This window comes from Cellulomonas sp. FA1, from assembly GCF_000986825.1.
Taxonomy (GTDB): domain Bacteria; phylum Actinomycetota; class Actinomycetes; order Actinomycetales; family Cellulomonadaceae; genus Cellulomonas; species Cellulomonas iranensis.
In genome coordinates, this window is sequence record NZ_LBMY01000001.1 from 3,340,823 (window position 1) to 3,361,856 (window position 21,034).

Genomic DNA, 21,034 nt, shown 5'->3' on the forward strand with positions numbered 1-21,034 from the left:
CGCGCCTCAGCCCCGGGACGTCGGCGGCGCGTCGGCCGCGTCGAGGGACGTCGCGCCCGGCAGGTGCTTGACGCGCGACGAGATCTCGACGTGCCGCCCGTGCACCATCGGCCGCTGCTGCGGGTTGCCCAGGTAGCCGCACGTCCGCTTGACGACGTCGCACGTGCGCGGGTCGGTGTTGCCGCAGCCCGGGCACGCGAACCCGCGGGCCGTCGGCGTGAAGTCGCCGCAGAACCCGCACTCGTGGCAGCGGTCGATCGGCGTGTTCGTGCCCAGGTAGCCCACGCGGTCGTACGCGTAGTCCCACACGGCCTCGAGCGCGGCGGGGTTCTGCTGCAGCACCGGGTACTCGCAGTAGTGGATGAACCCGCCCGACGCGTACTGCGGGTAGTCCATCTCGAAGTCCAGCTTCTCGAACGGCGTCGGCGCCTTGCGGACGTCGTAGTGGAAGCTGTTGGTGTAGTAGTCCTTGTCGGTGATGTCCGGCACCGCGCCGAACTTCTCCTTGTCCAGGCGGCAGAACCGGTCGGTCAGGCTCTCGCTCGGCGTCGAGTACACGCTGAAGTGGTAGCCGGTCGCGGCCTTCCACTCCCGGGCCCGCTCGGCCAGCGTCCGCAGCACGTCGAGCGTCAGCCGCTTGGCCTCCGGGTCCTGCTCCCACGCACCGCCGTAGAAGGCGGCGGCCACCTCGTACAGGCCGATGTACCCGAGCGACACCGTCGCGCGGCCGTCGCGGAACAGCACGTCCACGTCGTCGCCCGGGTTCAGGCGCTGCCCGAACGCGCCGTGCACGTACAGGATCGGCGCGTTGCCGGGCGTCGCCTCCTTGCAGCGCTCCACGCGGTACATCAGGGCGTCGCGCGCGATGTCGAGACGCTCGTCGAGCAGCGACCAGAACCGCGCCAGGTCGCCGCGCGCCTCCAGGGCGATGCGCGGCAGGTTGAGCGTCACGACGCCCAGGTTCATGCGGCCCTCGACGACGTCGTTCCCCTCGGCGTCCTGCCAGCCCTGCAGGAACGAGCGGCAGCCCATCGGCACCTTGAACGAGCCCGTGAGCTCGACGATCTTGTCGTAGCTCAGCACGTCCGGGTACATGCGCTTCGTCGAGCACTCGACCGCGAGCTGCTTGAGGTCGTAGTTCGGGTCGGACGGCTCGAGGTTCACGCCGCGGCGCAGCGTGAAGATCAGCTTGGGGAAGATCGCGGTGCGGCCCTCGCGGCCCAGGCCGCGGATGCGGATCTGGAAGATCGCGCGCTGGATCTCGCGCTCGAGCCAGCTCGTGCCCAGCCCGAACCCGACCGACGTGAACGGCGTCTGCCCGTTGGACGTGAACAGCGTGTTGATCTCGTACTCGAGGCTCTGCATCGCGTCGTAGATGTCCTTGGTGGTGCGCTCCCGCGCGTACTCCTCGTGCAGCGACGCGTCCGGGATCCACCGCGCGGCGTCCGCGAGGTGCTTGTCGAGGTTGCGCTGCGCGTACGGCGCGAGCAGCTCGTCGATCCGGTTGACCGAGCAGCCGCCGTACTGCGACGACGACACGTTCGCGATGATCTGCGAGATCTGCGCGGTCGCCGTCTGGATGGACCGCGGCGGCTCGACCTGCGCGTTGCCGATGCGGAACCCGTCCGCGAGCATCGTGCGGAAGTCGATGAGGCAGCAGTTCGTCATCGGCGCGTACGGGTGGTAGTCGAGGTCGTGGTAGTGGATGTCGCCCTTCTGGTGGGCGTTCGCGACGTGGGCGGGGAGCATCCGCAGGCCGATGGCCTTGCCGACCGTGCCGGCCGTGAGGTCGCGCTGCGTGTTGAAGACCTCGGAGTCCTTGTTGGCGTTCTCGTTGACGACCGTCTGGTCCTTGTCGATGAGCCGCACGATCGAGTGGTTGAGGTCGGTGGACCGGCTGCGCGCCAGGTCGCGCTCGACGCGGTAGTCGATGTACGCACGGGCCACGTCGTACTCGTGCGACTCGAGCAGCACGTGCTCGACGACCGACTGGATCTCGTAGATCTTCACCGTCGAGGTGAAGCGCGCCGCGAGCTCGGCGTCGACCCGCTCGACGAGTGCCGCGACCGCGTGCCGGTGCACGACGTTCGGCTCGCCGTGCACGGCCGCGTACGCCTTGGTGAGCGCCGCGCGGATGCGTGCGTCGTCGAACCGCAGCAGGCGGCCGTCGCGCTTCTCGACCTGCAGGACGCGGGTCCCGGTGGTCCCGCCGGCCTCGGCGGTCACGCCCGTCCCGACGGCCCCGTCGGTCTCGTCGTCACGCGTCTGCGGCTCCAGCTCCACGATGCTCACGGACTGCCCCTCCCACGGCTGCGCCGGCGCCGCCGTGACGGGCGGCACCGGCTGGTCTCTGCTCGGTGTCTGCGGTGCGTGCCCGGGCCCGCACGGCTCGCGCCGGGGTCCGCGCCGCGTCGTCCCACGGGACGGCGGCGTCCGTGGGTTTTCCACGGTCAGACACAACATGTTGTGTGAACTACACGGCCGTCACACTATTTGTGGGGGGTGCGGGTGGGTGGGTCGAAGGTCCCGGGACCGCCCGACGCACCTGATCGCGAGGCCCGCGCGACCTCGACGCCACGGCGTGTCGTGCACACCGGCGCGACCGTCGCGATGATTCCTGGTGCCGGGCCCGGTCGGCACGGGCAGGCGCCCCGCCCGCGGGGCGCACCGACCCCTGAGGGAGCACCGCGTGGCCACCATCGTCTCGACCCTGTTCATCGCGCTCGACGGCGTCGCCGAGGTCGACCCCGCCTGGCACTTCCCGTACTTCGACGACCGCATGGGCGCGGGCGTCGGCGGCGACTACGAGGACGTCGACGTGCTCGTGCTCGGCCGCGTCACGTACGACTCGTTCGCCGGCGCGTGGCCCGAGCGCGAGACCGCGGGCGGCGAGGACGCCGGGTTCGCCGCGCAGCTGGGGGACGTCCGCAAGCTCGTCGCGACCCGCGGGGAGGCCGACCTCGGCTGGCGGAACGCCGAGCGGACCTCCGACGCGGTCGCCGCGGTGCGCGCGCTGCGCGACGACCCGACCCTCGGGAAGGTGCTCGTCGCCGGGTCGCTCTCGGTGGTCCGGCAGCTGCTCGACGCCGGCCTGCTCGACGAGCTGCGGCTCTACGTGCACCCCGTCGCGGCCGGCAGCGGCGAGCGGCTCTGGGACGACGGACCGGTGCGCCCGCTGCGCCTCGTCGCCTCGGAGGCCTACCCCACGGGCGTGCTGCGGCTCGTCTACGCGCCCTCCGAGCTGCCCGGCACCGCCGGGTACGACGACGCCAAGGAGCACCTGCCCGCGTCCTGACGCCGCATCCCGCGACCACGGAACGCGAACGCGACCGCCGGTGCCGCGCGGTGCGCGCCACGCGAGCCGGTGCACGCCACGCGAGCGCTGCACACGCCACGCGAGCGCTGCACACGCCACGCGAGCGCTGCACACGTTGGTACCGCGCTCGGTGCACGAGTACCGCGCTCGGTGGGGAGGATCGGGGAGGGTGCGAGTGCTGCGCTCGGCGGAGACGTGCGGCGCGAACCGGCCCGGGCGTAGACCGACGCGGCTAGGGTCGGGCGCATGAGCGACGTGGCGGCGGTGGCACGGGTAGCAGGGCGGGGACGACGGTTCGCGCGGTTCGCCGCCGTCGTGGCGGTGCTCCTCGCGGGCGGCAACCTCATCGCCTGGGGCAACCGGTGGTACATCTCGACGTGGCACGCCGGCACGGCGTACGGCTACGACATCCTCCACGCGGCGCACACGGCGCTCGTCACCGGGCTCGTCTGCCTCGTCGTCGCGGCCGTCGCGGCGGCCGTCGGCTGGCGCCTGCGCGTCGTCCGCGCCGACTGACGCCGGTCCGCTCCCTGCGCGGTCCGGCCCGGACGCCGTTCGGCCGTGCGTGCTCGGGCCGGACGTGATGGCGACCCGACCCGACCCGACCTGGTCGGCACCGAGCCGCTCCGGCCGTCCCCGGCGAGCGCCCTGTCCCGGTCGACCGTCGCCCGCCGGGGGCGGACGCCCGCCGACGCACCCGCGGCGCGGCCTGCCGCGCGCCGGTGAGCGATGCACCTGGTGTGCCGAGCGCGGTACTCCCGGTGCGAGCGCGGTACGTGTTCGTGCCGCGCTCGGCACGCCAGTACCGCGCTCGTCGCACGGGTACCGCGCTCGGCGAGGGGCCGGGGCGTGGGGAGGGGGGTGAGGGACCGGCGTCGCGGGGCGGTGCGTCCGGTGGGTCGGCTTCGGTGGGTCGGCTCCCGCGGGTCGGCTCTGGCGGGTCGGTCCCGGTGGGCGTGGGACGCCCGGTCAGGTGCGCAGCAGGGTCGTGCGGAGGTGGCCCGCGTAGCCGCCCGGGGTGCGGCCCACCGCGCGGCCCGACGTCAGCACGTCCACCGCGTCGGACGCGACGACCCGCGCGCCGGTGGCCCGCAGGCGCGCCACGAGGTCGACGTCCTCGTGCTCGGGCGCCGGGGCGAACCCGCCCGCCGCGAGGTACGCCGACGCGCGCACGCCCAGGTTCGCGCCGTGCACGTGCCCGTTGGGGCGCCCGGGCTCGTGGGTCGCGCGCCAGGTGTCCCACTGGGACGCCGTGAGGTCGGCGGGGTCCGGGTGGACGGTCCCGACGACCACGTCGGCGCCCGCGTCCGCGAGCCGCACGTGCTCGAGCAGCCAGTCCGGCTCGACGGCGGAGTCCGCGTCGGTGCACGTCAGCCACGTGCGCTCGGCCGCCACGGGCCGGACCGCGAGCGCCGAACGGACCCCGGCGGCGCGCGCCGCACCCACGTCGCCGGCCGCGGTCTCCAGCACCCGCACGCTGCCGAACCGCGCGACGACGTCGGCGCTCGCGTCCCGGCACGCGTCGAGCACGACGACCACGTCGACCGTGCACCCGCCGCGCTCCAGCAGCGCGCGCCGCGCGGTGCGCACCGAGGCCAGGCAGCGCGCGAGCAGCAGCTCCTCGTCGCGGACCGGCACGACGACGGCCACGTGCGCGACCGGTGCCGGCACGGTCGTGCGGCGCGCCACCACGCTCTCGCCCGCGGCGGCCGCGACGCCGAGCTCGGCCCTCACCGCAGCCCCGTCCGCTCGGCGACCGACCGCGGGTCGCGGCTCCACACGTCCAGCAGCAGGTCGGCCTCGTGGTGCTCGACGAGCCGCGTGAGCCCCGCGGCGCCGGCCGCGCGCGCGAGCGCCCGGTGCACGGCGTCGCCCGGCAGCGGGTAGTCCTCGACGGGGTGCCGCCAGTGGCACGCGAGCAGGGTGCCGCCGCGCGCGAGCCGTGTGAGCAGGTCCGGCAGCGCGGCCGCCAGGTCGGGCGCCGACAGGTAGTAGCCGACCTCGGACAGCACGACGAGGTCGAACGGGCCGCCCGGCAGCGCGTCGTCCCCGGCGCCGCCGAGCGCACCGCGGACGAGCCGCACGTGCGGTGCGTCGTCCCCGAGGCGCGCACGGGCCCGGTCGAGCGCGGCGTCGGCCACGTCGGTGGCGGTCAGGGCGTCGGCGCGCCGCGCGAGCTCGGCCGTGAGGACGCCGATCGAGCAGCCCACCTCCAGCACGCGCGCGTACCGCTCGTCGGGCAGCGCCGCGAGCGTCAGCGCGCGCTTGCGGGTCTCGTACCAGCGGTCCGTGAAGCCCCACGGGTCGTCGTGCCGCGCGTACGTCGCGTCGAAGTACGACGCGGGCAGGGTCGTCGCGCCCGCGCCCGCGCCCGCGTCGGCCCCGGGCGCGTCGTCGGGTGCGGCCGACCGGGCGGGCGCGTGCACGACGAACGGCTCGACGTCCCGCGTCAGGCCGCGCACGAACCGCGGGTGCAGCACGGGCGCGTCGGCGGGGTGGTCGGACAGCGGCTCGACCTGCGTCTCGTGCGCCGCGACCGCGCGCTGCTTGAGCACCACCGCGTGGTCGGACAGCGGCAGCCCGCGCAGCGCGTCCCACGGCACGGCCGGGTCGTCGGGCGTCGCCCAGTGCCACAGCCACAGCGGCGCCTCGGCGAGCGTGCAGCCCAGGTCCGCGGCGAGCTCGGCGCACACCTCGGCGACCACGCGGTGGTCGCGGTGGCCGTCGCCGCGCCACGTCGTGACGAGGGTGGCGACGCGCGGCCCGGCGGACAGCACGCGGCGCAGGTCGGCCGCGACCTCGTCGCGCGCCTCGCGCAGCGCCCCGTCCGGGTGGCCCAGCAGCGTGACCGACGACGCGGGCGACAGGACCTCGACCGCGCGGCGCACCTCGTCGACGCGGCGTCGCACGAGGTCGGCGGGCCCGAGCGTCGGCGACCCCGGGTGCGAGCCCGCGCCGTCCGAGACCACGACGACCTCGGCGGGCCGGCCGACGGCCGCGAGCTCGGCGAGCAGCCCGCCCGCCGTGAGCGTCTCGTCGTCGGGGTGCGCCGCCACGACGACCGTGCGTCCCGTGCGCGGCAGCGGCCACGTCGGCAGGGCCGCGAGGCGCTCGTCCCACACGTGCGGCGGCGTGCCCGGGGCGCGGCCGTCGAAGGTCACCACGGCGCGCGCTCGCGGGCGGCCACGGTGGTCCCGAGCGACGCGTCGTCACGCTCGGCGTGCTGCTGACGCACGTACACCTGCAGGTCGGCGACGCGCTTGGCGTGCTCGGCGTCGAGCGCGAGCGGTGCGGGCCCGAGCGCGTGCCCGACGCGCGTCAGCACGTCCTCGCACGTGCGGGCCACCGTCGCGCGCACGCGCTTGGCCAGGAGCGTGCCCGGGAGCCCGAGGTCCAGCGTGCCGTCGACGACGCGCGCGGCCTCGGCGAGCGCGCGGCGCGCGTCGGCGAGCGCGACGTCGACCGCGCCGAGGTGCATCGCGACGAGCCGGTCGTCGGTCGTCGTCGCGTGCCGCCACAGCGTGCGACCCAGCGCGACCGCACCGCCGTACCAGCATGCCGCGACCCCGATGCCTCCCCACCAGAACCCCGGCCGCTCGAGGTACCAGCCCGGTGCGCCCACGGCCGTGGCGGGCACGTCGTCGAACGCGACGGGCGTCGACGGGATCTCGCTGAGCCCGCGCGCCGCCCACGGCTGGTCGACGAGCGTCACGCCCGCGTCGGCGAGGTCGACCGCGAAGAGGCGGCGCGTGCCGTCGGGCAGGTGCGCCGTCACGAGCGCGGCGTCCAGGCGGTCGGCCAGCGAGCACCACGGCTTGGTGCCGGTGAGCCGCCACGCGTGCTCGCCGTCGTCCTCCGCCGGGCCGTCGGGGTGCCGCGTCGCGTCGAGGCGCACGCCCGGGCCCTCGGCGGCGAACACGCCCCACGTGCGCTCGTCGCCCGCGGGCGACCACGCCTGCTCGAGGATCGCGAGCGCGTCGAGGTGCGGCTCGACCGCGCGCGCCACGGCGAGGTCGTGCGCCGCGAGGGTCGCGAGCGTCGACCACAGCGCGGCCGTCGCGCCCGCGCCGGGCCGCAGGTGGTCCGGCCAGGTGCGGACGGCGGCGAGCGCGGCGTCGACGTCGGCGGGCAGCGGGTCCGGCAGCCACGGGTCGGCGGTGCCGACACGGACCGGGGCGGTGCTGGTCACGGGCCTCCTTCAGCGGGACGACGGTCCGATCATCGCCGCGCGCGCCGCGCGCGGCGACCGGAGACGTGGGACGTGTCCGCGGCCCGGCGCGGCCGGTGGCGCGGGGGTAGCGTGCACGTCCGTGGACACCCGGGTCGCCGCGTACGCCGTCGTCGTGCGGGACGCGCGCCTGCTGCTCGCGCACTGGTCGGAGGGCGGGCGCACCGGCTGGTCGATGCCCGGTGGCGGCATCGAGGGCGGCGAGCACCCCGAGCAGACGGTCGTGCGCGAGGTCCGCGAGGAGACCGGGTACGACGTCGTGGTCGACGAGCTGCTGGGGATCGACTCGCTCGTCGTGCCCGGCGCCGACCGCATCGAGCCGGGGCCCGACCTGCACGCGCTCCGCATCCTGTACCGCGCGCACGTCGTGGGCGGTGCGCTCGCGCACGAGGTCGACGGGTCCACCGACGAGGCCGCGTGGGTGCCCCTCGCCGACGTCGACGCGCTGGACCGCGTCGGGCTCGTCGACGTCGCGCGCCGGCTCGCGGGTCTGCTGCCGGGCTGAGCGGGCGGCGGTGGCGCGGTGCGCCGCGGGTCGCGAGGCCGCGGCGCGCGCCGGGACCGGTGGGGGGTCGGTCAGCCGAAGAGCTGCCGGGCCGCGCGTCGCGTGAACGCCTCGAGGTCGGCCTCCGGGGTCGAGTCCTCGGCGGCGAGCGTCGCGATGCCGTGCACGAGCGCCCACGCGGCACGGCGGGCGTCGTCCTCCGAGAGGCCGCGGTGGGCCCCCGGGGGCAGCGACGCCACGCCGGCGGCGAGCTGCTCGGACGCCGCCGCCCGGGCCGCGACGAGCTCGGGGGCGTCCGGGGCGACGAGGTCGGGGCGGTGCATGACCGCGTAGTGGCCGGGGTGGGTGCGGGCGAACCGCACGTAGGCGACGGCGACCTCGTCGAACCCGGCGGGTGCGGCTGCCGCGAGCGCGTCGGCGAGCAGCCGCTGGCCCTCGGCCGCGAGCGCGGTGAGCAGGCCACGGCGGTCACGGAAGTGGTGCGCGGGGGCGGCGTGCGAGACGCCCGCGCGGCGGGCGAGGTCGCGCAGCGACAGCGACGCGGGGCCGGACTCGGTGATGACGGCGGCGGCGGTGGTCTGCAGCGTGCGACGCAGGTCGCCGTGGTGGTACCCGTCGCTCATGCCGTCACCCTAGGGCTGCATCTAGGCGCTGCCAAGTTCGGGTGCTACGGTCCATCTGGTCATCGACAAGATTCGGTCGTGGACGCGAGGGAAGACCCGTGGCGCCGTTCGTCGTGCTCGTCGTCGTGACGCTGCTCGCGCGTACCGCCGGTGCCGCGGGTGCCACACCCCTCGCGGACTGGCCCGCCGCGCTCGCGGCCGGGCTCGCGGCCATGTTCGTGCTCACGGGCGTCGCGCACTTCACGCCGCGACGCCGGGCCGGCCTCGTCGCGATCGTGCCCCCCGCGGTACCGCGTGCCGCCCTCGCCGTGACGATCACCGGGGCGCTGGAGCTCGCCGGTGCCGTGGGGCTGCTCGTGCCCGCGTCGCGGCCCCTCGCCGCCGTGTGCCTCGCGGTCCTGCTCGTCGCGCTCTACCCGGCGAACGTCCACGCGGCCGCCGCGCGGCGCGCCCCCGACGCGCCGCACACGCCCCTGGGCCGCCGGACCGCGCTGCAGCTCGTCTACCTCGCCGCGGCCGTCGGGGTCGCGCTCGGCGCCTGACGCCCCCGGGCGGGGTCGAGGGCTGGCGGCTGCGCACGCGCGACCGACCGGGTCCGGGCGCGATCGACCCGACGGGGCGGGGCGGTCCTCGGCACGACGCGCGGGCGGCTAGCGTCGTCGCGTGCCGTCCTACCGCGTGACCGCGAACGTCGGGCTGCTGCGCCCCGGGACGTCGGCGCCGGCCGTGCTGCCCGCGGCCGTCGAGGCCGCCCGGGCGCTCGCGACCGTCGAGGCGCACGACGTCGGCGTGGTCCGCGGGCAGGCGCGTGTGACCGTGCGGTTCGAGTCGCCCGGCGACGGTCAGGCGCGCCGCGTCGCGTGGGCCGTGCTCGAACGCCTCGACGAGCTCGCCGAGATCAGCGACGGCAGGCTCGTCCGCCGCTACGGCAACCGGTGGTACCCGCCGCGCCGCCGCGAGCCCGGGACCTGACGACCGGTCGGCCCTCCCCGGGGGTGGTGGGGGTTCGCGCGGACGTGCACGCTGGGGCGGTGGTGAGCCTGGACGACGTCGTCGACGACCTGTACGGCGGGCCGCTCGACGACTTCGTGGCGCGCCGTGACGCCGCCGTGCGCGCGGCGCGCGCCGCGCAGGACCGGGACCTCGCGCGGCGCATCGGCGCGCTGCGCAAACCCACCCTCGCCGCGGGCGCCGTGAACCTGCTGGTCCGGGACGACCCCACGCTCGCGGGCACGCTGCGCGACCTCGGCGAGAGCCTGCGCGACGCGGAGCAGTCGCTCGACGGCCCCGCGCTGCGGGACCTGGGCAGGCAGCGTCGCGCGCTCGTCGCCGGCTGGGCCGCGCAGGCGCGCAGGCTCGCGGCCGCGGCCGGGCAGCCGGTCTCGGCGGCCGCCGCCCAGGAGGTCGAGCGGACGCTCACCGCCGCGCTCGCGGACCCGCGCGTCGCCGCCGCGGTCGCCGCCGGGACGCTCACGCACGGCACCCAGCACGTCGGGTTCGGCGGCGTCGGGTCCGGGGGCGACGACGACGCGGGCGCGGACGGCGGGGGTGCCGACGGCGGGGCTACCGACGGGGTCGGGCTCGCCGGCGACGCGCGGACCGCTCGTGCTGCGAGTGCGGACGGCGGTGAGCGGCGCCGCGCATCGACGGCGCCCGGACGGGACGCCGACGCGCCCGACCGTGCGCGGGCGGCGCGGGACCGTGAGCGTGACCGCCGCGAGCGGGAGGCCACCCGCGCGCGGGAGCGCCACGAGCGTGCGGTCGCGGCCGTGGCGGCGGCCGAGCGCGACCTCGAACGCGTCACCGAGCGGCACGACGCCGCCGCGACGGCCGAGCGGGACGCGACGACGGCGCTCGAGGACGCCGAGCGGGAGTCGGCGCAGGCGTACGCGGCCGAGGAGGAGCTGGTGCGCGCGCTGGCCGACGTCCGGCGTCGGCTCGCCGAGGCGCGTGCTCGGCTGCCGCGCGTCGACGAGCAGCTCGTGGCGGCGCGCACGCGTGCACGTGAGCGGGAGAAGGCGCTGCGCGCCGCGGGGCGCGAGCTCGACCGGGCGTCGTCGGCCGCCGAGCGCGCCCGCGACCAGGAGCGCCGCGCGGCGGCCGACCTGCCCTGACGCGCTCCCGGTCGCGCGGAGCACGCGAGCGGTCCGGGCGACCCCGTGATCGGTGACGCGTCGGTGTGCTCGGACGCGACGGAGGGCGGGCTCGGCGGGGGTGGGGCGGGTGCGGCGCCGTGGCGGGCGGGCGGGTCGGACGGGTGTCCGCGTAGGGCTGACGTCCCGCCGCGTGCCGACCGTCCCCGTCATGATGGGGGCCGTGCCCACCGAACCTGACGACGCCGAGCTCGAGCTGATCCGCCGCTCGGGCGTCGTGCTGCGCGTCGGACGCCTCAGCCTGTCCGCCGGCACCGGCTCGTACCGCGTCAAGGCGTCGATGGGACGGATCGCGCACGCGCTGGGGATCGAGCGCCACCACGCGCACGTCACGCTCACCGAGATCACCACGACGTCCCACCGGGGTCGCACGTTCCGCACCGAGGTCACCGAGGTGCGGACCGTCGGCGTCAACACCGACCGGCTCGCCGAGCTCGAGCTGCTGGCCCAGCGGGTCGAGGCGCGCGCACCCGTCACGGTCGAGGACGTCGGTGCCGAGATCGACCGCATCACCGCCAAGCCGCCGCTGTACCCGGTGGCGCTCAACGCGCTGTGGGCGGCGATCGCGTGCGCCGCGTTCGCGTTCCTCAACAACGGCGGGCCGGTCGAGGTCCTCGGCGCGTTCCTCGGCGCGTTCCTGGGCCAGGGCCTGCGGCGCGTCATGCTGCACCGCGGCTTCAACCAGTTCGGCGTCACGATGCTCGCGGGTGCGCTGTCGAGCCTCGGGTACCTCGGGTTCGTGCAGGCCCTGCACGCGCTCGGCGTCACCGGCCCCGTCCACGAGGCCGGGTACGTGGCCGCCGCGCTGTTCCTGGTCCCCGGGTTCCCGCTGGTCACGGGTGCGCTCGACCTCGCCAAGCTCGACTTCTCGGCGGGCGTCGCGCGGCTGACGTGGGCGGTCATGATCTTCGTGTCCGCGGCCTTCGCGGTGTGGGTCGTGTCGATCGCCGTCGGTCTGAGCCCCGACCCGCCCACCGCGCTGACGCTCGACCCGGCGCTCATGACGACGCTGCGGCTCGTCGCGTCGTTCGTCGGCGTGCTCGGCTTCGCGCTGATGTTCAACAGCCCGTGGCGCATGGCGCTCGCGGCGGCGAGCGTCGCCGCGGTGCCGAACCTGCTGCGCGTCGAGGCGGTGCTGCTGCTCGAGTGGCCGCCGCAGGCCGCCGCCGCGATCGCCGCGTTCCTCGTCGGGCTCGGTGCCGCGTGGGTCGCGCCGCGGCTCAACATCCCGCGCATCACGGTGTACGTGCCGGCCGTGACGATCATGGTCCCCGGCGTGCCCGCCTACCGGGCCATGTACTACCTCAACAACGGCGACGTCCCGCAGGCCCTCACGTACGGCGTCTCGGCGGCGCTGGTCGTGACAGCGCTCGCGGTCGGCCTGGCCGTCGCGCGCATGGTGACCGACCGCGAGTGGGGCTTCGAGCACTGAGCCGCACGGCTCAGACGGCGGGCGCCGCCGGGTCCTCGGGGGCCGGGACGGCCGGGGCGACGGGCCCGTCGACGTCCACGGGCGGGCCCGGGACGACCGTGCCGGACGCGACGTCGGGCTCCGCGGCGACCGGCTCCCCGGTGACGGGCTCGGCCGCGGCCTCCTGCGGCGCGGCGGGCGTCGCGAGGCTCGCGAGCATCCGCGCGTGCAGCTCGATCGTGGTGCGGGCCGCGAGCGTGTCGCCGTCGGCCAGCCACGTGGTCGTCAGACCGTCGACCGTCACGACGAGGAGGCGCGCGACCTGCTCGACGGGCAGCGTCCACGTGCACCCGCACGACGTGGCCGCGTCGGTGAGCACGTCGGCGGCCATGGCGTAGTACGTGCGGTACAGCGGCAGGGTGCCGCGACCGTCGGAGCGGCGCATGCTCCACAGGAACAGGTCGAGCAGCGCGGTCTCGCGCGAGGGCTCGGCGCACAGCAGGTCGAGGTAGCGGCCGAGCCCGGTGACGACGTGCGCGCGCAGCAGGTCGGTGCCGGGCGCGCCCGTGGGGAAGCCGGCGCGCTCGATCGCCTTGAGCTCGCCCTCGAGGGTGTGCGCGAGGACCGCGTCGAGCAGGGCCTCGCGCGACCCGAACGCGTAGTGCAGCGAGCCGAGCGGGATGCCGGCCTCGGCCGTGACCGCACGCGTCGACGCTCCGGCCACGCCGTCGCGCGCGACGACCCGGACCGCGGCGGCGACGAGCTGGCGGCGGCGGTCCTCGATGCTCATGCGCTCGCTCACGCCGCGGCCGCCCGGGGGTGGTCGGGGCGGCGCCCGCCGCGCGCGGCGGCGGACCGGCAGGTGGCTGCGGGCACGGCTTCCCCTCGTCCGGTCGCACTTGGTCGATCGACCAAGTGAGCACACCGTGGCGGACGGAAGGGTGTCCTGACAAGGGGGGACGCCCCACCGTCGCCCGGACGCACGGCGTGGCGGGCCCGGCGTGTCGGGGGTCGCTTTGGTGGCGGGGCAGCAGGCCGGTAACCTGTGCTCGTCCTGGAGACGTCGCATAGCCAGGTCTAGTGCGCGGCCCTGCTAAGGCCGTGAAGGGGTCAACCCTTCCGTGGGTTCAAATCCCACCGTCTCCGCCAGATGGTGTCGACAGACGCCGACGAACGGGCCGGACCCCTCGGGGCCGGCCCGTTCGTGCGTCCGCAGGGTGGGTGCCCGGTTCGGCACGCGGAGGCGAGCGGCCGATCCGCCGGACCGGTCGAGAGTCGTAGGGGTGGGCGGGCGAGGTCCACCCACGAACCGACGCCGCCGCTCCACCCGGGGCCCTAGCGTCGACGCATGTCGAACCGGCAGGCGGCAGGGCGGGCGGACGACGCGCGGGTGCGCACGGCCGTGACGACGGTGCTCCCGGCGGCGGCCTCGCGCCGTCCCGTGCCGCCGGGTGGTCCGCGGGTGCCGTCCCCGCCGCCGGGCCGTCCGGTGCCCGCGTGGGCGGTCACGGCGGGCGTGCTGGTGGTCGTCGTCGCGATGCTCGTCGGTCTCGGGTTCGCGCTGCGCGACGCGGCCGACGTCCCCGCCGACGGGCCCGTGGCGGGGCTCGCCGCGGCCGACGCGGACGGCCCGGTGTCGCAGAACGGCTGGCCCGTGATCCTCGACCCGTACGACGAGCGGCTCGTGGCGCTGCCGGGCGTGACCGGAGGCGTGCGCGCGGGCGACGTCGCGACCGTGCTGGGTCACGTCGTCGCGCGGATCGACGCCGAGATCGCCCCCGTGGAGGAGACGAGCTCGTGGGGCTGGGCGCACCGCGAGGTGCGCGGGGGCGGCGACGTGTCGAACCACGCGTCGGGCACGGCGGTGGACGTCGACGCGCCGCAGCACCCGATGGGGGAGGAGGGCACGTTCGCGCCGGACGAGCTCGCGACGCTCCGGTCGATCCTCGAGGACGTCGCGCCGGCGGTCGTGTGGGGCGGCGACTTCGACGGGCGGAAGGACGAGATGCACTTCGAGGTCGTCGGCGGGCCCGACGTCGTCGCGGAGGTCGCGGCGCGGCTCACCGCGGGCGGGTGAGCCGCGCGCAGGCGCCCCGGGCCCGGCCGCGGGCGGCGCGACGTGTCAGACGTCCTCGCCGAGGGCCGTGACGACCGCCGGCAGCATGAGCGCGAGCTGGACCGTCAGCACGCCGACCAGCAGCGGCACGGCGCGCGGCGCGTCCCACCACGACGACGTCGCGGCGAGCAGCACGCTCACGGCGACCACCGCGAGCCACCCGAGGAGCGCGTACGAGCGGCGGTACGCCGTGCCGCGCACCTGCAGCTGGCGCTCGTCGAGCGTGCCGGGGTCGCGCTCCTCGACGCCGCGGGTCGCCGCCTTGAGCGTGCCGATCACGGTGACGAACCCGACGACCAGCGCGACCAGCAGGCCCAGCGCGACGGCTGTCGGCAGGTGGTCGACCACGAGGACGGCCGCCGACTCGACGACGAGCAGCCCGGCGAGCGCGCCCACGAGCAGGCGGCGCGCCCGCCGCGTGCGGAACCGCTCGAACGCGGGGTCGTCGAGCGTCGCGGCGCGGCGCTCGTGGCGGTCGGCGCGGGCGACGGGACGGGCGGGGGCGGACGTCATGACTGCTCCTTGTACAGCTGGTCGACCATGGGCGGGAACGGGGTGAGCGCGAACAGGGCCGGCAGGGGCGCGTCGAGCTCCTCGGCGATGCGCAGCGCGAGCACGAGGCTCGGGCTGTACTCGCCGCGCTCGAGGTACGCGATGGTCTGGTAGTGCACTCCGACGCGCTCCGCGAGCTCCTTGCGGCTGAGGCCGCGCTCGGTGCGCACGACCGTCAGCCGTGAGTACAACCGCGGCTTGCCGGAGTCCGAACCCTCTCGCATGGAGCAAATGTACTCACTCTGAGAGTGCGTGGGTGCCATCCGGTGCGCAGCGCGCACCCGTCAGAAGAGGGTGAGGACGTCGTCCTCCGCGGCCACCGCCGGGGCCGGCACACGGGCCGGCGCCGCCGCGACGGGTCCGAGCGCGGCAGGGGGTGCCGCCGGGGCGGGGCCGACGCCCGGGGCCCCGCGCGCACCCGACGTGCGCCACGGCGGCTCGGCGTCCCACGACACGAGCGTGCGGTGCGCGAGCCACTGCAGCGAGTCGAGCTCGGCGCCCGCGAGCGCACGGTGCAGCGTCGTCGCGTCGAGCGGCAGCACGCCCGGGCACCGCGACGCCGCGAGGTCGAGCCGCAGGTCGAGGTCGGTGCGCATGGTCATGAGCTCGACGTTGCGCCGGTAAGCCGCGCGGCCCTCGGGGTCCGCGAGCTTGCGGACGACGGCCTTGCCGACCTCGGCGGCCACGCGCGCGCCGTCGTGCTCGTCGACGTCGGCGAACGCGGCCTCGACCGTGCCGAACGCCGCCAGCAGCGCGACGCCCGTCTTCTCGCCGATGCCGCGGATGCCCGCCAGGTTGTCGGAGGCGTCGCCGCGCATCGCCGCGAACTGCCGGTACTGCGCGGGGTCGATGCCGATCATGAGCCGCAGCCGCTCGGGCGTCAGCACGGGCGAGGCCTCGACGCCGCCGTTGATCAGCCGCAGCACCGACGTCGTGGGCGTGATGAGCGCGAACGCGTCGCGGTCGGACGTGCACACGACCGTGCGCCACCCCGCCGCGTCGGCGTGCGCGGCGGCCGACGCGAGCACGTCGTCGGCCTCGTGCCCCGGCGGCGTGACGACGTGCAGGCCCGCGTCGCGGAACACGTCGGCCGCGAGCGCGAGCTGCTCCACCAGGTCGGCCGGTTTCTCGGCGCGGTGCGACTTGTACTCGGGGTGCACGGTCTTGCGGACGTTGTGCGTCGCGTCGTCGAACCCGACGACGACCGCGTCGGCGGACACCCGGTCGCACGCGCCCAGCACCTGCGACAGCGCACCCCGCACGGCCCACGTCGGGCGGCCGTCGCGCGTGCGCGTCCCCGACGCGGCCCCCGCGTGGTACGCGCGGTGGATCAGCGAGTTGCCGTCGACGGCCAGCAGGGTCTTCGTCATGGCGGGCGGTCGCCGGTCCTCTCGTGCGGGGGCGGTGCCGCCGCGTCAGCCGGGCAGCACCTGCTCGACGAGGGTACGTGCCTTGCGGCGCACGGTCGGCGAGCCGCCGCGCTCCGCGAGGTCCCGCAGCCCCGGCCACGCCGCGGCGTCGGCGGGCAGGAGCCCGCGGTCGGCGGCCTCGCGCAGCAGCGGCGCGTGCAGCAGCGCGACGTCGAGCACGCGGTTGAGCCACCGCGGCGCGGGCCCGTCCAGGCCGGCCGCGTGCCGCACGGGCTCGACCAGCACGGGCCACAGCACGGGCAGCGTCGTCGGGTCGGACTCGAGCAGCTTCATCATGCGCGCGGGCGTCACGTCGGGGTGCGGCAGCAGCGCGCGCACGGCGACCGTGACCGCCGCGGACCCGAGCAGCCCCTCGCGGACCACCGTCTGCACGGACCACACCGCCGCGTCGTCGTGGCACAGCGACGCGAGCACGACCGCCGCCATCGACGTCGTGAGCGGCGGCACGTCGCCGCCGGTGAGCGGGCCGTCGGCGCCCGTGCGCCAGTTGCGGTGCGGCGAGACGACCAGGCGCCCGGCGGCCGCGTCCCAGTGCAGCCACGCGTCGTGCCCGTGGTGGTTCGCGCCCGCGGCCCGCGCCGCGGCCGACCGCGCGGCGCACTGCCCCTCGCGCTCGAGGTCGTAGAACCAGCCCTTGGTCACGCGGAACGGCCCGCCGGCCTCCCCGGGGACGTCGAGGTCGACCGCGAGCATGCGCGACGACGCGTCGGGGTCGTCCCACACCGCGGTGATCGCGGCGCCGTCCACGACGGCCGGCAGCGTCCCGGCGCCGTCCGGCCAGACCTCGGCGAACGCGCGTGTGGGGCGCGTCGTCGCGGACGCGGGTGCGGTGGCGGCGGGCTCCCCGGCCGCAGCCGCGGGCGTCTCCGCCTCGGGGGCGGTCACCGGTTCCGGCAGCCGCGCCACGACCGCCCGCGCCGCGACGACCGCACGCGACGACCCGCCGCGCCCGGCCAGCGCGCGCACGCCCGGCAGCGCGAGCACGCCCGCGTCGGCGACGCCCGCCGCGACCGCGGCCTCGACCTCGGGCAGCAGCGCCTGCACGGCCTCGGCGACGTCGGCCGTGCCCGCGAGCATGCGCGGTGCGCGCAGCGACGCCGCGACCACGTCGTCGAGCACGGGCCACACCACCGCGAGCAGACCCTCGTCGGCGAGCTCGCGCAGCGCGCGGGCCAGCGCCGCGAGGTTCGACGGCGTCTCGGCCCAGTCCAGCAGGCGCACGTCGGGCACGCCGGGGCGCAGCAGCCCGCGCTCCCAGGCCTCCATGACGGCCGTCGTGCCGTCGGGCGCCGCGACCGCGTGGAACCCGCGCTGCGCGCCCAGCAGGTTGACGGCCGTGCCGGGCGGCAGCGGCGTCGCGCGCCGCACGGCCTGCCGCAGCACGAGCCCGGACGCCGCGTCCTCGGCCGCCCCCACGGCACGCCCCGCGGCGTCACCCCAGGTCGGGAAGGTCTCGAACCCCGGGTGGGAGTGCCGGTTGGCGGCGACGCGGCGCGGGAACGCGTCGAGCGACGCGGGCACGGCCGGCGTCGCGGGCGTCCAGCGTCGCCACTGCGGGTCGATCTCGAGCGCGGGCTCGCGCACCGGGTCGGTGAGGTGGCGGCGCAGCGCGGGACCCGCGGTGACGCCCGCGTCGGTGCCGTCCTGCAGCACCACCGGCACGGGCAGCGCGTCGAGCGCCGCGAGCACGTCGTCCGTCACGAGCGCGCCGTCGGCGCGCAGCATCGCGAGGAAGAGGTCCGCCTCGGCCGCGGCGGCCCCGGCGTCCGCGTAGGCGCGCAGCCGCACCACGAGGTCAGCGGGGTCGATGCGCAGGTCCACCCACGTGGGCGTCGACAGCAGCACGGGCGCCGCGCCCAGGCGCGCGACGACCGACGCCTCCCGCGCGTGCAGCACGTCCCAGATCAGCGGGGAGGCGTTCCACCGCTCGGGGTCGGCGGGCCGGTCGGCCAGCGGGGACGGCTCGCCCGCGACCCACGACGGCACGCACCGCAGGCCCGCGACCCAGGACGTGCGGACCCCGCCCAGCGCGGTGCGCGCCGCGGCGACGTCGGCGTGCGCGACCGCGTTCGCGAGCGCGAGGAACCGTTCGACCTCGACGTCGACCACGCCGTCGGGCCGCCCCGTGAGCGTCGCGGCCGCGGCCGTGAGCGCGGCGGCGGACGGCTCGCCGACGTCGAGCCGCGGCACGTCCCACACGGGCGGCGGGTCCTGCCACAGGCCGCCGACGGGGGCGTCGCCCGCGGCGTGGTCCGGGTCGGCCACGACGCCCCACGCGTCGACCAGCGCGGTGGCCGCGCGCGCGAGCGTGCGGTCGGTGCCGCACGCGTGCGGCAGCACGAGCGGTGCGACGGCCGCGACCACGTCGTCCGACGGCCGGGGGCGCCGTGCCGCCTCGGCGAGCAGCAGGCGCAGCACCTTCTTGGTCCGCACCAGCAGGCTCACGGTCAGCACGTCGGCCAGCAGGTCGTCGGTGACGCCCGCGACGAGCGCGGGGGCGATCGCCTCGACGACCGCCGAGTCGCCGTGCGCGAGCGCCGGCACCAGCGCGTCCGCGTGGGGCACGAGCGCGTCACCCGTGACGCCGAGGGGACCGGTGAGCACCTGCGCCCACGCCTTGCGGTCGCCGGGTCGCTGCGCGGAGTCCAGCGCCGCGAGCACGAGCGTCACCGCCTCGTCGTGGTCCAGCAGCCCCTGCTCGACCGCCGCGGGCACCACGGCGCCGAACGGTCCGGTCGCGGGCACGCCGAGCGCGACGGCCTGCCGCACGTGCTCGGGCAGGCGCCGCGTGACGACCCGCGGCGGGCACCAGCCGCGCTCGCGTGGGAACAGCTCGCCCTCGCCCGTCAGCGCGCCCTGCGCGTAGACGGCCCAGTCCCGCAGGTACTCGACCGACGCCGGGACGGGCAGGTCGTGCAGGTCCACGAGGCGCACGACAGCGCCCGCGTGCACGCTCGTCGAGTGCTCCCACAGCCGCCGGTCCGCGCGGCACGCGGCCTCGACGAACTGCTCGGCGAACCGCGGACCGCGCGCCGCGAGCAGCCGCGTGGCCCGCTCGTCGTCGACCGCCTGCGTGCCCGGCAGCAGCGCCGCCGACCTCCGCGCGTCGACCCCGACGCGCACGGCGAGCACCGCGAGCATCGTCCGGTCGACGTCGATCTCGCTGATCCAGCCGTACGTGTTCCCGTCGAGGTGGCCCCACGCGCCCCACTCGCCCTTCGCGAGCCCGTCGCGCGCGACGCGCTGCTGCTCGGGCGTCCCCAGCGGCAGGGTCTCGACGTCGTCGAGGGTCGCGCGGTCCCAGCCGAGCGTGCGGAACACGTCGACGGCGGCGGCGAGCGCGGGGTTCATGCGGGGTCCTCCGTGAGGATCTGGACGGCCAGGACGTGCGCGCACGGGCCGCGACCCGTGCCGTGCGCGAGGAACCACGGGCACGTGCAGCGCGCGACGCCGGCGTCCCGCGCGACGTGGTGGTCGGGCGACCCGGGCGTGCGGCTGCGCACGGCCCAGCCGTCGGCGACGCGCACGACGGCGCCGTCGGCGACCAGGCGCCGGGCGCCGACGAGGCGCGGGTTGTCCTTCTCGACGCGTGCGGGGTCGTGCGGCAGCTCGCGGTGGAACCAGGCGGCGTCGTGCAGGTCCCAGCCGATGCGGCCGTCGGCCGCGAGCACGGCCAGCGCGGCCCGCACGCGCGCGTCGTCGAGCGCGGCCTCGCGGGCCAGGCGCGGCACGTCGACCACGGGCTCGAACGCGAGCAGCGCCGCGACCAGGTCGGCGTCCTCGACGACCGACGCGCCCGCGAGCGCCGCCAGCAGCGACCCCTCGCCCGAGTGGCCCCGCCACGCCTCGTACGTGAGCCCGAGCACGAGGCGCGCCCCGGGCAGCGCGAGCTCGACGGCGGCCGGCCCGGGCTCGGCACCGCCGTGCACGGTCATGCCGGTGACGTGCGTGAGCAGCCGCTTGGCCGCGCTCAGGCGGTGCAGCCCGGCCACGTGCACGCCGCCGCGCGTCGGTCGCGCCGCCACGCGCACGCCGGTCGGCCCGGCGACGAGCCAGCCCGTGCGACCCGTGCCGGTCGCGGCGGGCAGCGCGGCGACGAACGCGCGCGCGTGCGCGGCGCCGACCGTGAACGCGGGCGCGAGCCCGTGGTGCAGCTCGGCGACGTTCCCGAGCGCGCGCACCCAGCGCCCGGGCATCTCGACCGGCCGCTCGACGACCGTCTCCTGCGGGCTCGACACGCTCAGGCCGCCGCTGCCGACGTCGAGGTGCAGCAGCCGCTCGCGGCCCACGCGGGACAGCGCCGTGCGCGTCGCCAGGCCGATGTCGACGTTCGTCGTGCCGTGCGACGCCTCGCCCGAGTCGAACGCGTCCGGCAGCAGGTCGAGCCGTGCGTACACGCTGTTGCACGCCGAGAAGCACTCGGCGCGCAGCCGGTCCCCGTGCGCCGTCAGCACGGGGTCGCGCTGCGTGGTGGGCGTGTACTGGAAGTACCGGGTCGCGGTGACGTCGGCCAGCGTCAGCAGACCCCGCGCGAGCACCTGCGGGTGCGCCGCGAACCCGTGGAAGAAGCTGGGGTCGGCGACCAGCCCGGCGGGCGTCAGCGCGGGGGCCAGGCCGAGGGTCAGACCGTCCTCGCCCAGGTGGGAGGCCTGCGCGAACGTGCGGGTGGTCACGGCCGCGAGTCTAGGGAGCGGTGCCGA

At 77.0% G+C, this 21,034-nt stretch carries 19 protein-coding genes and 1 tRNA gene; 9 read left to right on the top strand and 11 right to left on the bottom strand.

Annotated features, from left to right (window positions below):
• Positions 1-6: 6 nt before the first annotated feature.
• Positions 7-2,292: an anaerobic ribonucleoside-triphosphate reductase gene (nrdD, locus tag GY42_RS15105; RefSeq protein WP_236686812.1), complete on the bottom strand. Its 2,286-nt coding sequence runs from the start codon at positions 2,290-2,292 to the stop codon at positions 7-9.
• Positions 2,293-2,689: 397 nt separating this feature from the next.
• Between nrdD and GY42_RS15110 the strand changes: the two genes are divergently transcribed.
• Positions 2,690-3,295 carry a dihydrofolate reductase family protein gene (locus GY42_RS15110; RefSeq protein ID WP_046529954.1) on the top strand — a complete coding sequence of 202 codons (606 nt, stop codon included), beginning with the start codon at positions 2,690-2,692 and terminating at the stop codon, positions 3,293-3,295.
• Positions 3,296-3,562: 267 nt separating this feature from the next.
• Positions 3,563-3,832, top strand: a complete 270-nt coding sequence (locus GY42_RS15115; protein ID WP_143320413.1) for a hypothetical protein — start codon at positions 3,563-3,565, stop codon at positions 3,830-3,832.
• A gap of 453 nt (positions 3,833-4,285) precedes the next feature.
• Here the strand turns inward: GY42_RS15115 and GY42_RS15120 are convergent, their stop codons facing one another.
• From GY42_RS15120 to GY42_RS15130, 3 genes are read right to left on the bottom strand one after another with little or no spacing between them, the layout of a single operon-like run.
• Positions 4,286-5,050, bottom strand: coding sequence for a glycosyltransferase (locus tag GY42_RS15120; protein WP_236686813.1), 765 nt, complete (start codon positions 5,048-5,050; stop codon positions 4,286-4,288).
• Positions 5,047-6,480 carry a PIG-L family deacetylase gene (locus GY42_RS15125; RefSeq protein ID WP_052748426.1) on the bottom strand — a complete coding sequence of 478 codons (1,434 nt, stop codon included), beginning with the start codon at positions 6,478-6,480 and terminating at the stop codon, positions 5,047-5,049. The genes GY42_RS15120 and GY42_RS15125 overlap by 4 nt, the downstream gene beginning before the upstream one ends.
• On the bottom strand, positions 6,474-7,505 hold the full coding sequence (locus GY42_RS15130) for an acyl-CoA dehydrogenase (protein WP_046529956.1): 1,032 nt from the start codon (positions 7,503-7,505) through the stop codon (positions 6,474-6,476). The genes GY42_RS15125 and GY42_RS15130 overlap by 7 nt, the downstream gene beginning before the upstream one ends.
• Before the next feature lie 121 nt (positions 7,506-7,626).
• On the opposite strand from GY42_RS15130, the gene GY42_RS15135 reads away from it, so the two are divergent.
• A complete protein-coding gene (locus tag GY42_RS15135) occupies positions 7,627-8,049 on the top strand; it encodes an NUDIX hydrolase (RefSeq protein WP_046529957.1) in 423 nt (140 codons plus the stop codon).
• Positions 8,050-8,120: 71 nt separating this feature from the next.
• On the opposite strand, the gene GY42_RS15140 is transcribed toward GY42_RS15135, so the two are convergent.
• Positions 8,121-8,672, bottom strand: coding sequence for a TetR/AcrR family transcriptional regulator (locus tag GY42_RS15140; RefSeq protein WP_046529958.1), 552 nt, complete (start codon positions 8,670-8,672; stop codon positions 8,121-8,123).
• 98 nt (positions 8,673-8,770) lie between these two features.
• Here GY42_RS15140 and GY42_RS15145 point away from each other — a divergent pair, with 98 nt between their 5' ends.
• The 4 genes from GY42_RS15145 to GY42_RS15160 all read left to right on the top strand — a co-directional run bounded on the left by GY42_RS15145 (position 8,771) and on the right by GY42_RS15160 (position 12,257).
• Positions 8,771-9,214, top strand: a complete 444-nt coding sequence (locus tag GY42_RS15145; RefSeq protein WP_046529959.1) for a DoxX family protein — start codon at positions 8,771-8,773, stop codon at positions 9,212-9,214.
• A 121-nt stretch (positions 9,215-9,335) separates the two neighbouring features.
• Positions 9,336-9,644 carry a hypothetical protein gene (locus GY42_RS15150; protein WP_046529960.1) on the top strand — a complete coding sequence of 103 codons (309 nt, stop codon included), beginning with the start codon at positions 9,336-9,338 and terminating at the stop codon, positions 9,642-9,644.
• Positions 9,645-9,703: 59 nt separating this feature from the next.
• On the top strand, positions 9,704-10,786 hold the full coding sequence (locus GY42_RS18380) for a hypothetical protein (RefSeq protein WP_052748427.1): 1,083 nt from the start codon (positions 9,704-9,706) through the stop codon (positions 10,784-10,786).
• Between the two features lie 193 nt (positions 10,787-10,979).
• The gene (locus GY42_RS15160) at positions 10,980-12,257 is read left to right on the top strand and encodes a threonine/serine ThrE exporter family protein (RefSeq protein WP_370297509.1); all 1,278 of its coding nucleotides are present in this window, start codon (positions 10,980-10,982) and stop codon (positions 12,255-12,257) included.
• 10 nt (positions 12,258-12,267) lie between these two features.
• On the opposite strand, the gene GY42_RS15165 is transcribed toward GY42_RS15160, so the two are convergent.
• Positions 12,268-13,026: a TetR/AcrR family transcriptional regulator gene (locus GY42_RS15165; protein WP_160309426.1), complete on the bottom strand. Its 759-nt coding sequence runs from the start codon at positions 13,024-13,026 to the stop codon at positions 12,268-12,270.
• A 266-nt stretch (positions 13,027-13,292) separates the two neighbouring features.
• Here GY42_RS15165 and GY42_RS15170 point away from each other — a divergent pair.
• Positions 13,293-13,385 (top strand) — tRNA-Ser (locus GY42_RS15170).
• A gap of 199 nt (positions 13,386-13,584) precedes the next feature.
• Positions 13,585-14,313: a M15 family metallopeptidase gene (locus tag GY42_RS18385; protein ID WP_052748429.1), complete on the top strand. Its 729-nt coding sequence runs from the start codon at positions 13,585-13,587 to the stop codon at positions 14,311-14,313.
• Between the two features lie 45 nt (positions 14,314-14,358).
• Here the strand turns inward: GY42_RS18385 and GY42_RS15180 are convergent, their stop codons facing one another.
• The 5 genes from GY42_RS15180 to GY42_RS15200 are packed head-to-tail and all read right to left on the bottom strand — an operon-like array spanning position 14,359 to position 21,007.
• A complete protein-coding gene (locus tag GY42_RS15180; RefSeq protein ID WP_046529961.1) occupies positions 14,359-14,865 on the bottom strand; it encodes a hypothetical protein in 507 nt (168 codons plus the stop codon).
• On the bottom strand, positions 14,862-15,128 hold the full coding sequence (locus tag GY42_RS15185) for a helix-turn-helix transcriptional regulator (RefSeq protein WP_046531080.1): 267 nt from the start codon (positions 15,126-15,128) through the stop codon (positions 14,862-14,864). Before GY42_RS15185 ends, GY42_RS15180 begins: the two co-directional genes overlap by 4 nt.
• A 60-nt stretch (positions 15,129-15,188) precedes the next feature.
• A complete protein-coding gene (locus GY42_RS15190) occupies positions 15,189-16,274 on the bottom strand; it encodes a 5'-3' exonuclease (RefSeq protein ID WP_052748430.1) in 1,086 nt (361 codons plus the stop codon).
• 45 nt (positions 16,275-16,319) lie between these two features.
• The gene (locus tag GY42_RS15195) at positions 16,320-19,685 is read right to left on the bottom strand and encodes a hypothetical protein (RefSeq protein WP_046529962.1); all 3,366 of its coding nucleotides are present in this window, start codon (positions 19,683-19,685) and stop codon (positions 16,320-16,322) included.
• On the bottom strand, positions 19,682-21,007 hold the full coding sequence (locus tag GY42_RS15200) for an SWIM zinc finger family protein (RefSeq protein ID WP_046529963.1): 1,326 nt from the start codon (positions 21,005-21,007) through the stop codon (positions 19,682-19,684). The genes GY42_RS15195 and GY42_RS15200 overlap by 4 nt, the downstream gene beginning before the upstream one ends.
• Between the last annotated feature and the right edge of the window lie 27 nt (positions 21,008-21,034).

What these genes read in the sequence shown, in the direction of transcription:
- GY42_RS15180 (WP_046529961.1), bottom strand. Translation starts at nt 14,865, where the DNA reads ATGACGTCCGCCCCCGCCCGTCCCGTCGCCCGCGCCGACCGCCACGAG.
- GY42_RS15185 (WP_046531080.1), bottom strand. Translation starts at nt 15,128, where the DNA reads ATGCGAGAGGGTTCGGACTCCGGCAAGCCGCGGTTGTACTCACGGCTG.
- GY42_RS15195 (WP_046529962.1), bottom strand. Translation starts at nt 19,685, where the DNA reads ATGAACCCCGCGCTCGCCGCCGCCGTCGACGTGTTCCGCACGCTCGGC.
- GY42_RS15165 (WP_160309426.1), bottom strand. Translation starts at nt 13,026, where the DNA reads ATGAGCATCGAGGACCGCCGCCGCCAGCTCGTCGCCGCCGCGGTCCGG.
- GY42_RS18385 (WP_052748429.1), top strand. Translation starts at nt 13,585, where the DNA reads ATGTCGAACCGGCAGGCGGCAGGGCGGGCGGACGACGCGCGGGTGCGC.
- GY42_RS15190 (WP_052748430.1), bottom strand. Translation starts at nt 16,274, where the DNA reads ATGACGAAGACCCTGCTGGCCGTCGACGGCAACTCGCTGATCCACCGC.
- GY42_RS15160 (WP_370297509.1), top strand. Translation starts at nt 10,980, where the DNA reads ATGGGGGCCGTGCCCACCGAACCTGACGACGCCGAGCTCGAGCTGATC.
- GY42_RS15140 (WP_046529958.1), bottom strand. Translation starts at nt 8,672, where the DNA reads ATGAGCGACGGGTACCACCACGGCGACCTGCGTCGCACGCTGCAGACC.
- GY42_RS15115 (WP_143320413.1), top strand. Translation starts at nt 3,563, where the DNA reads ATGAGCGACGTGGCGGCGGTGGCACGGGTAGCAGGGCGGGGACGACGG.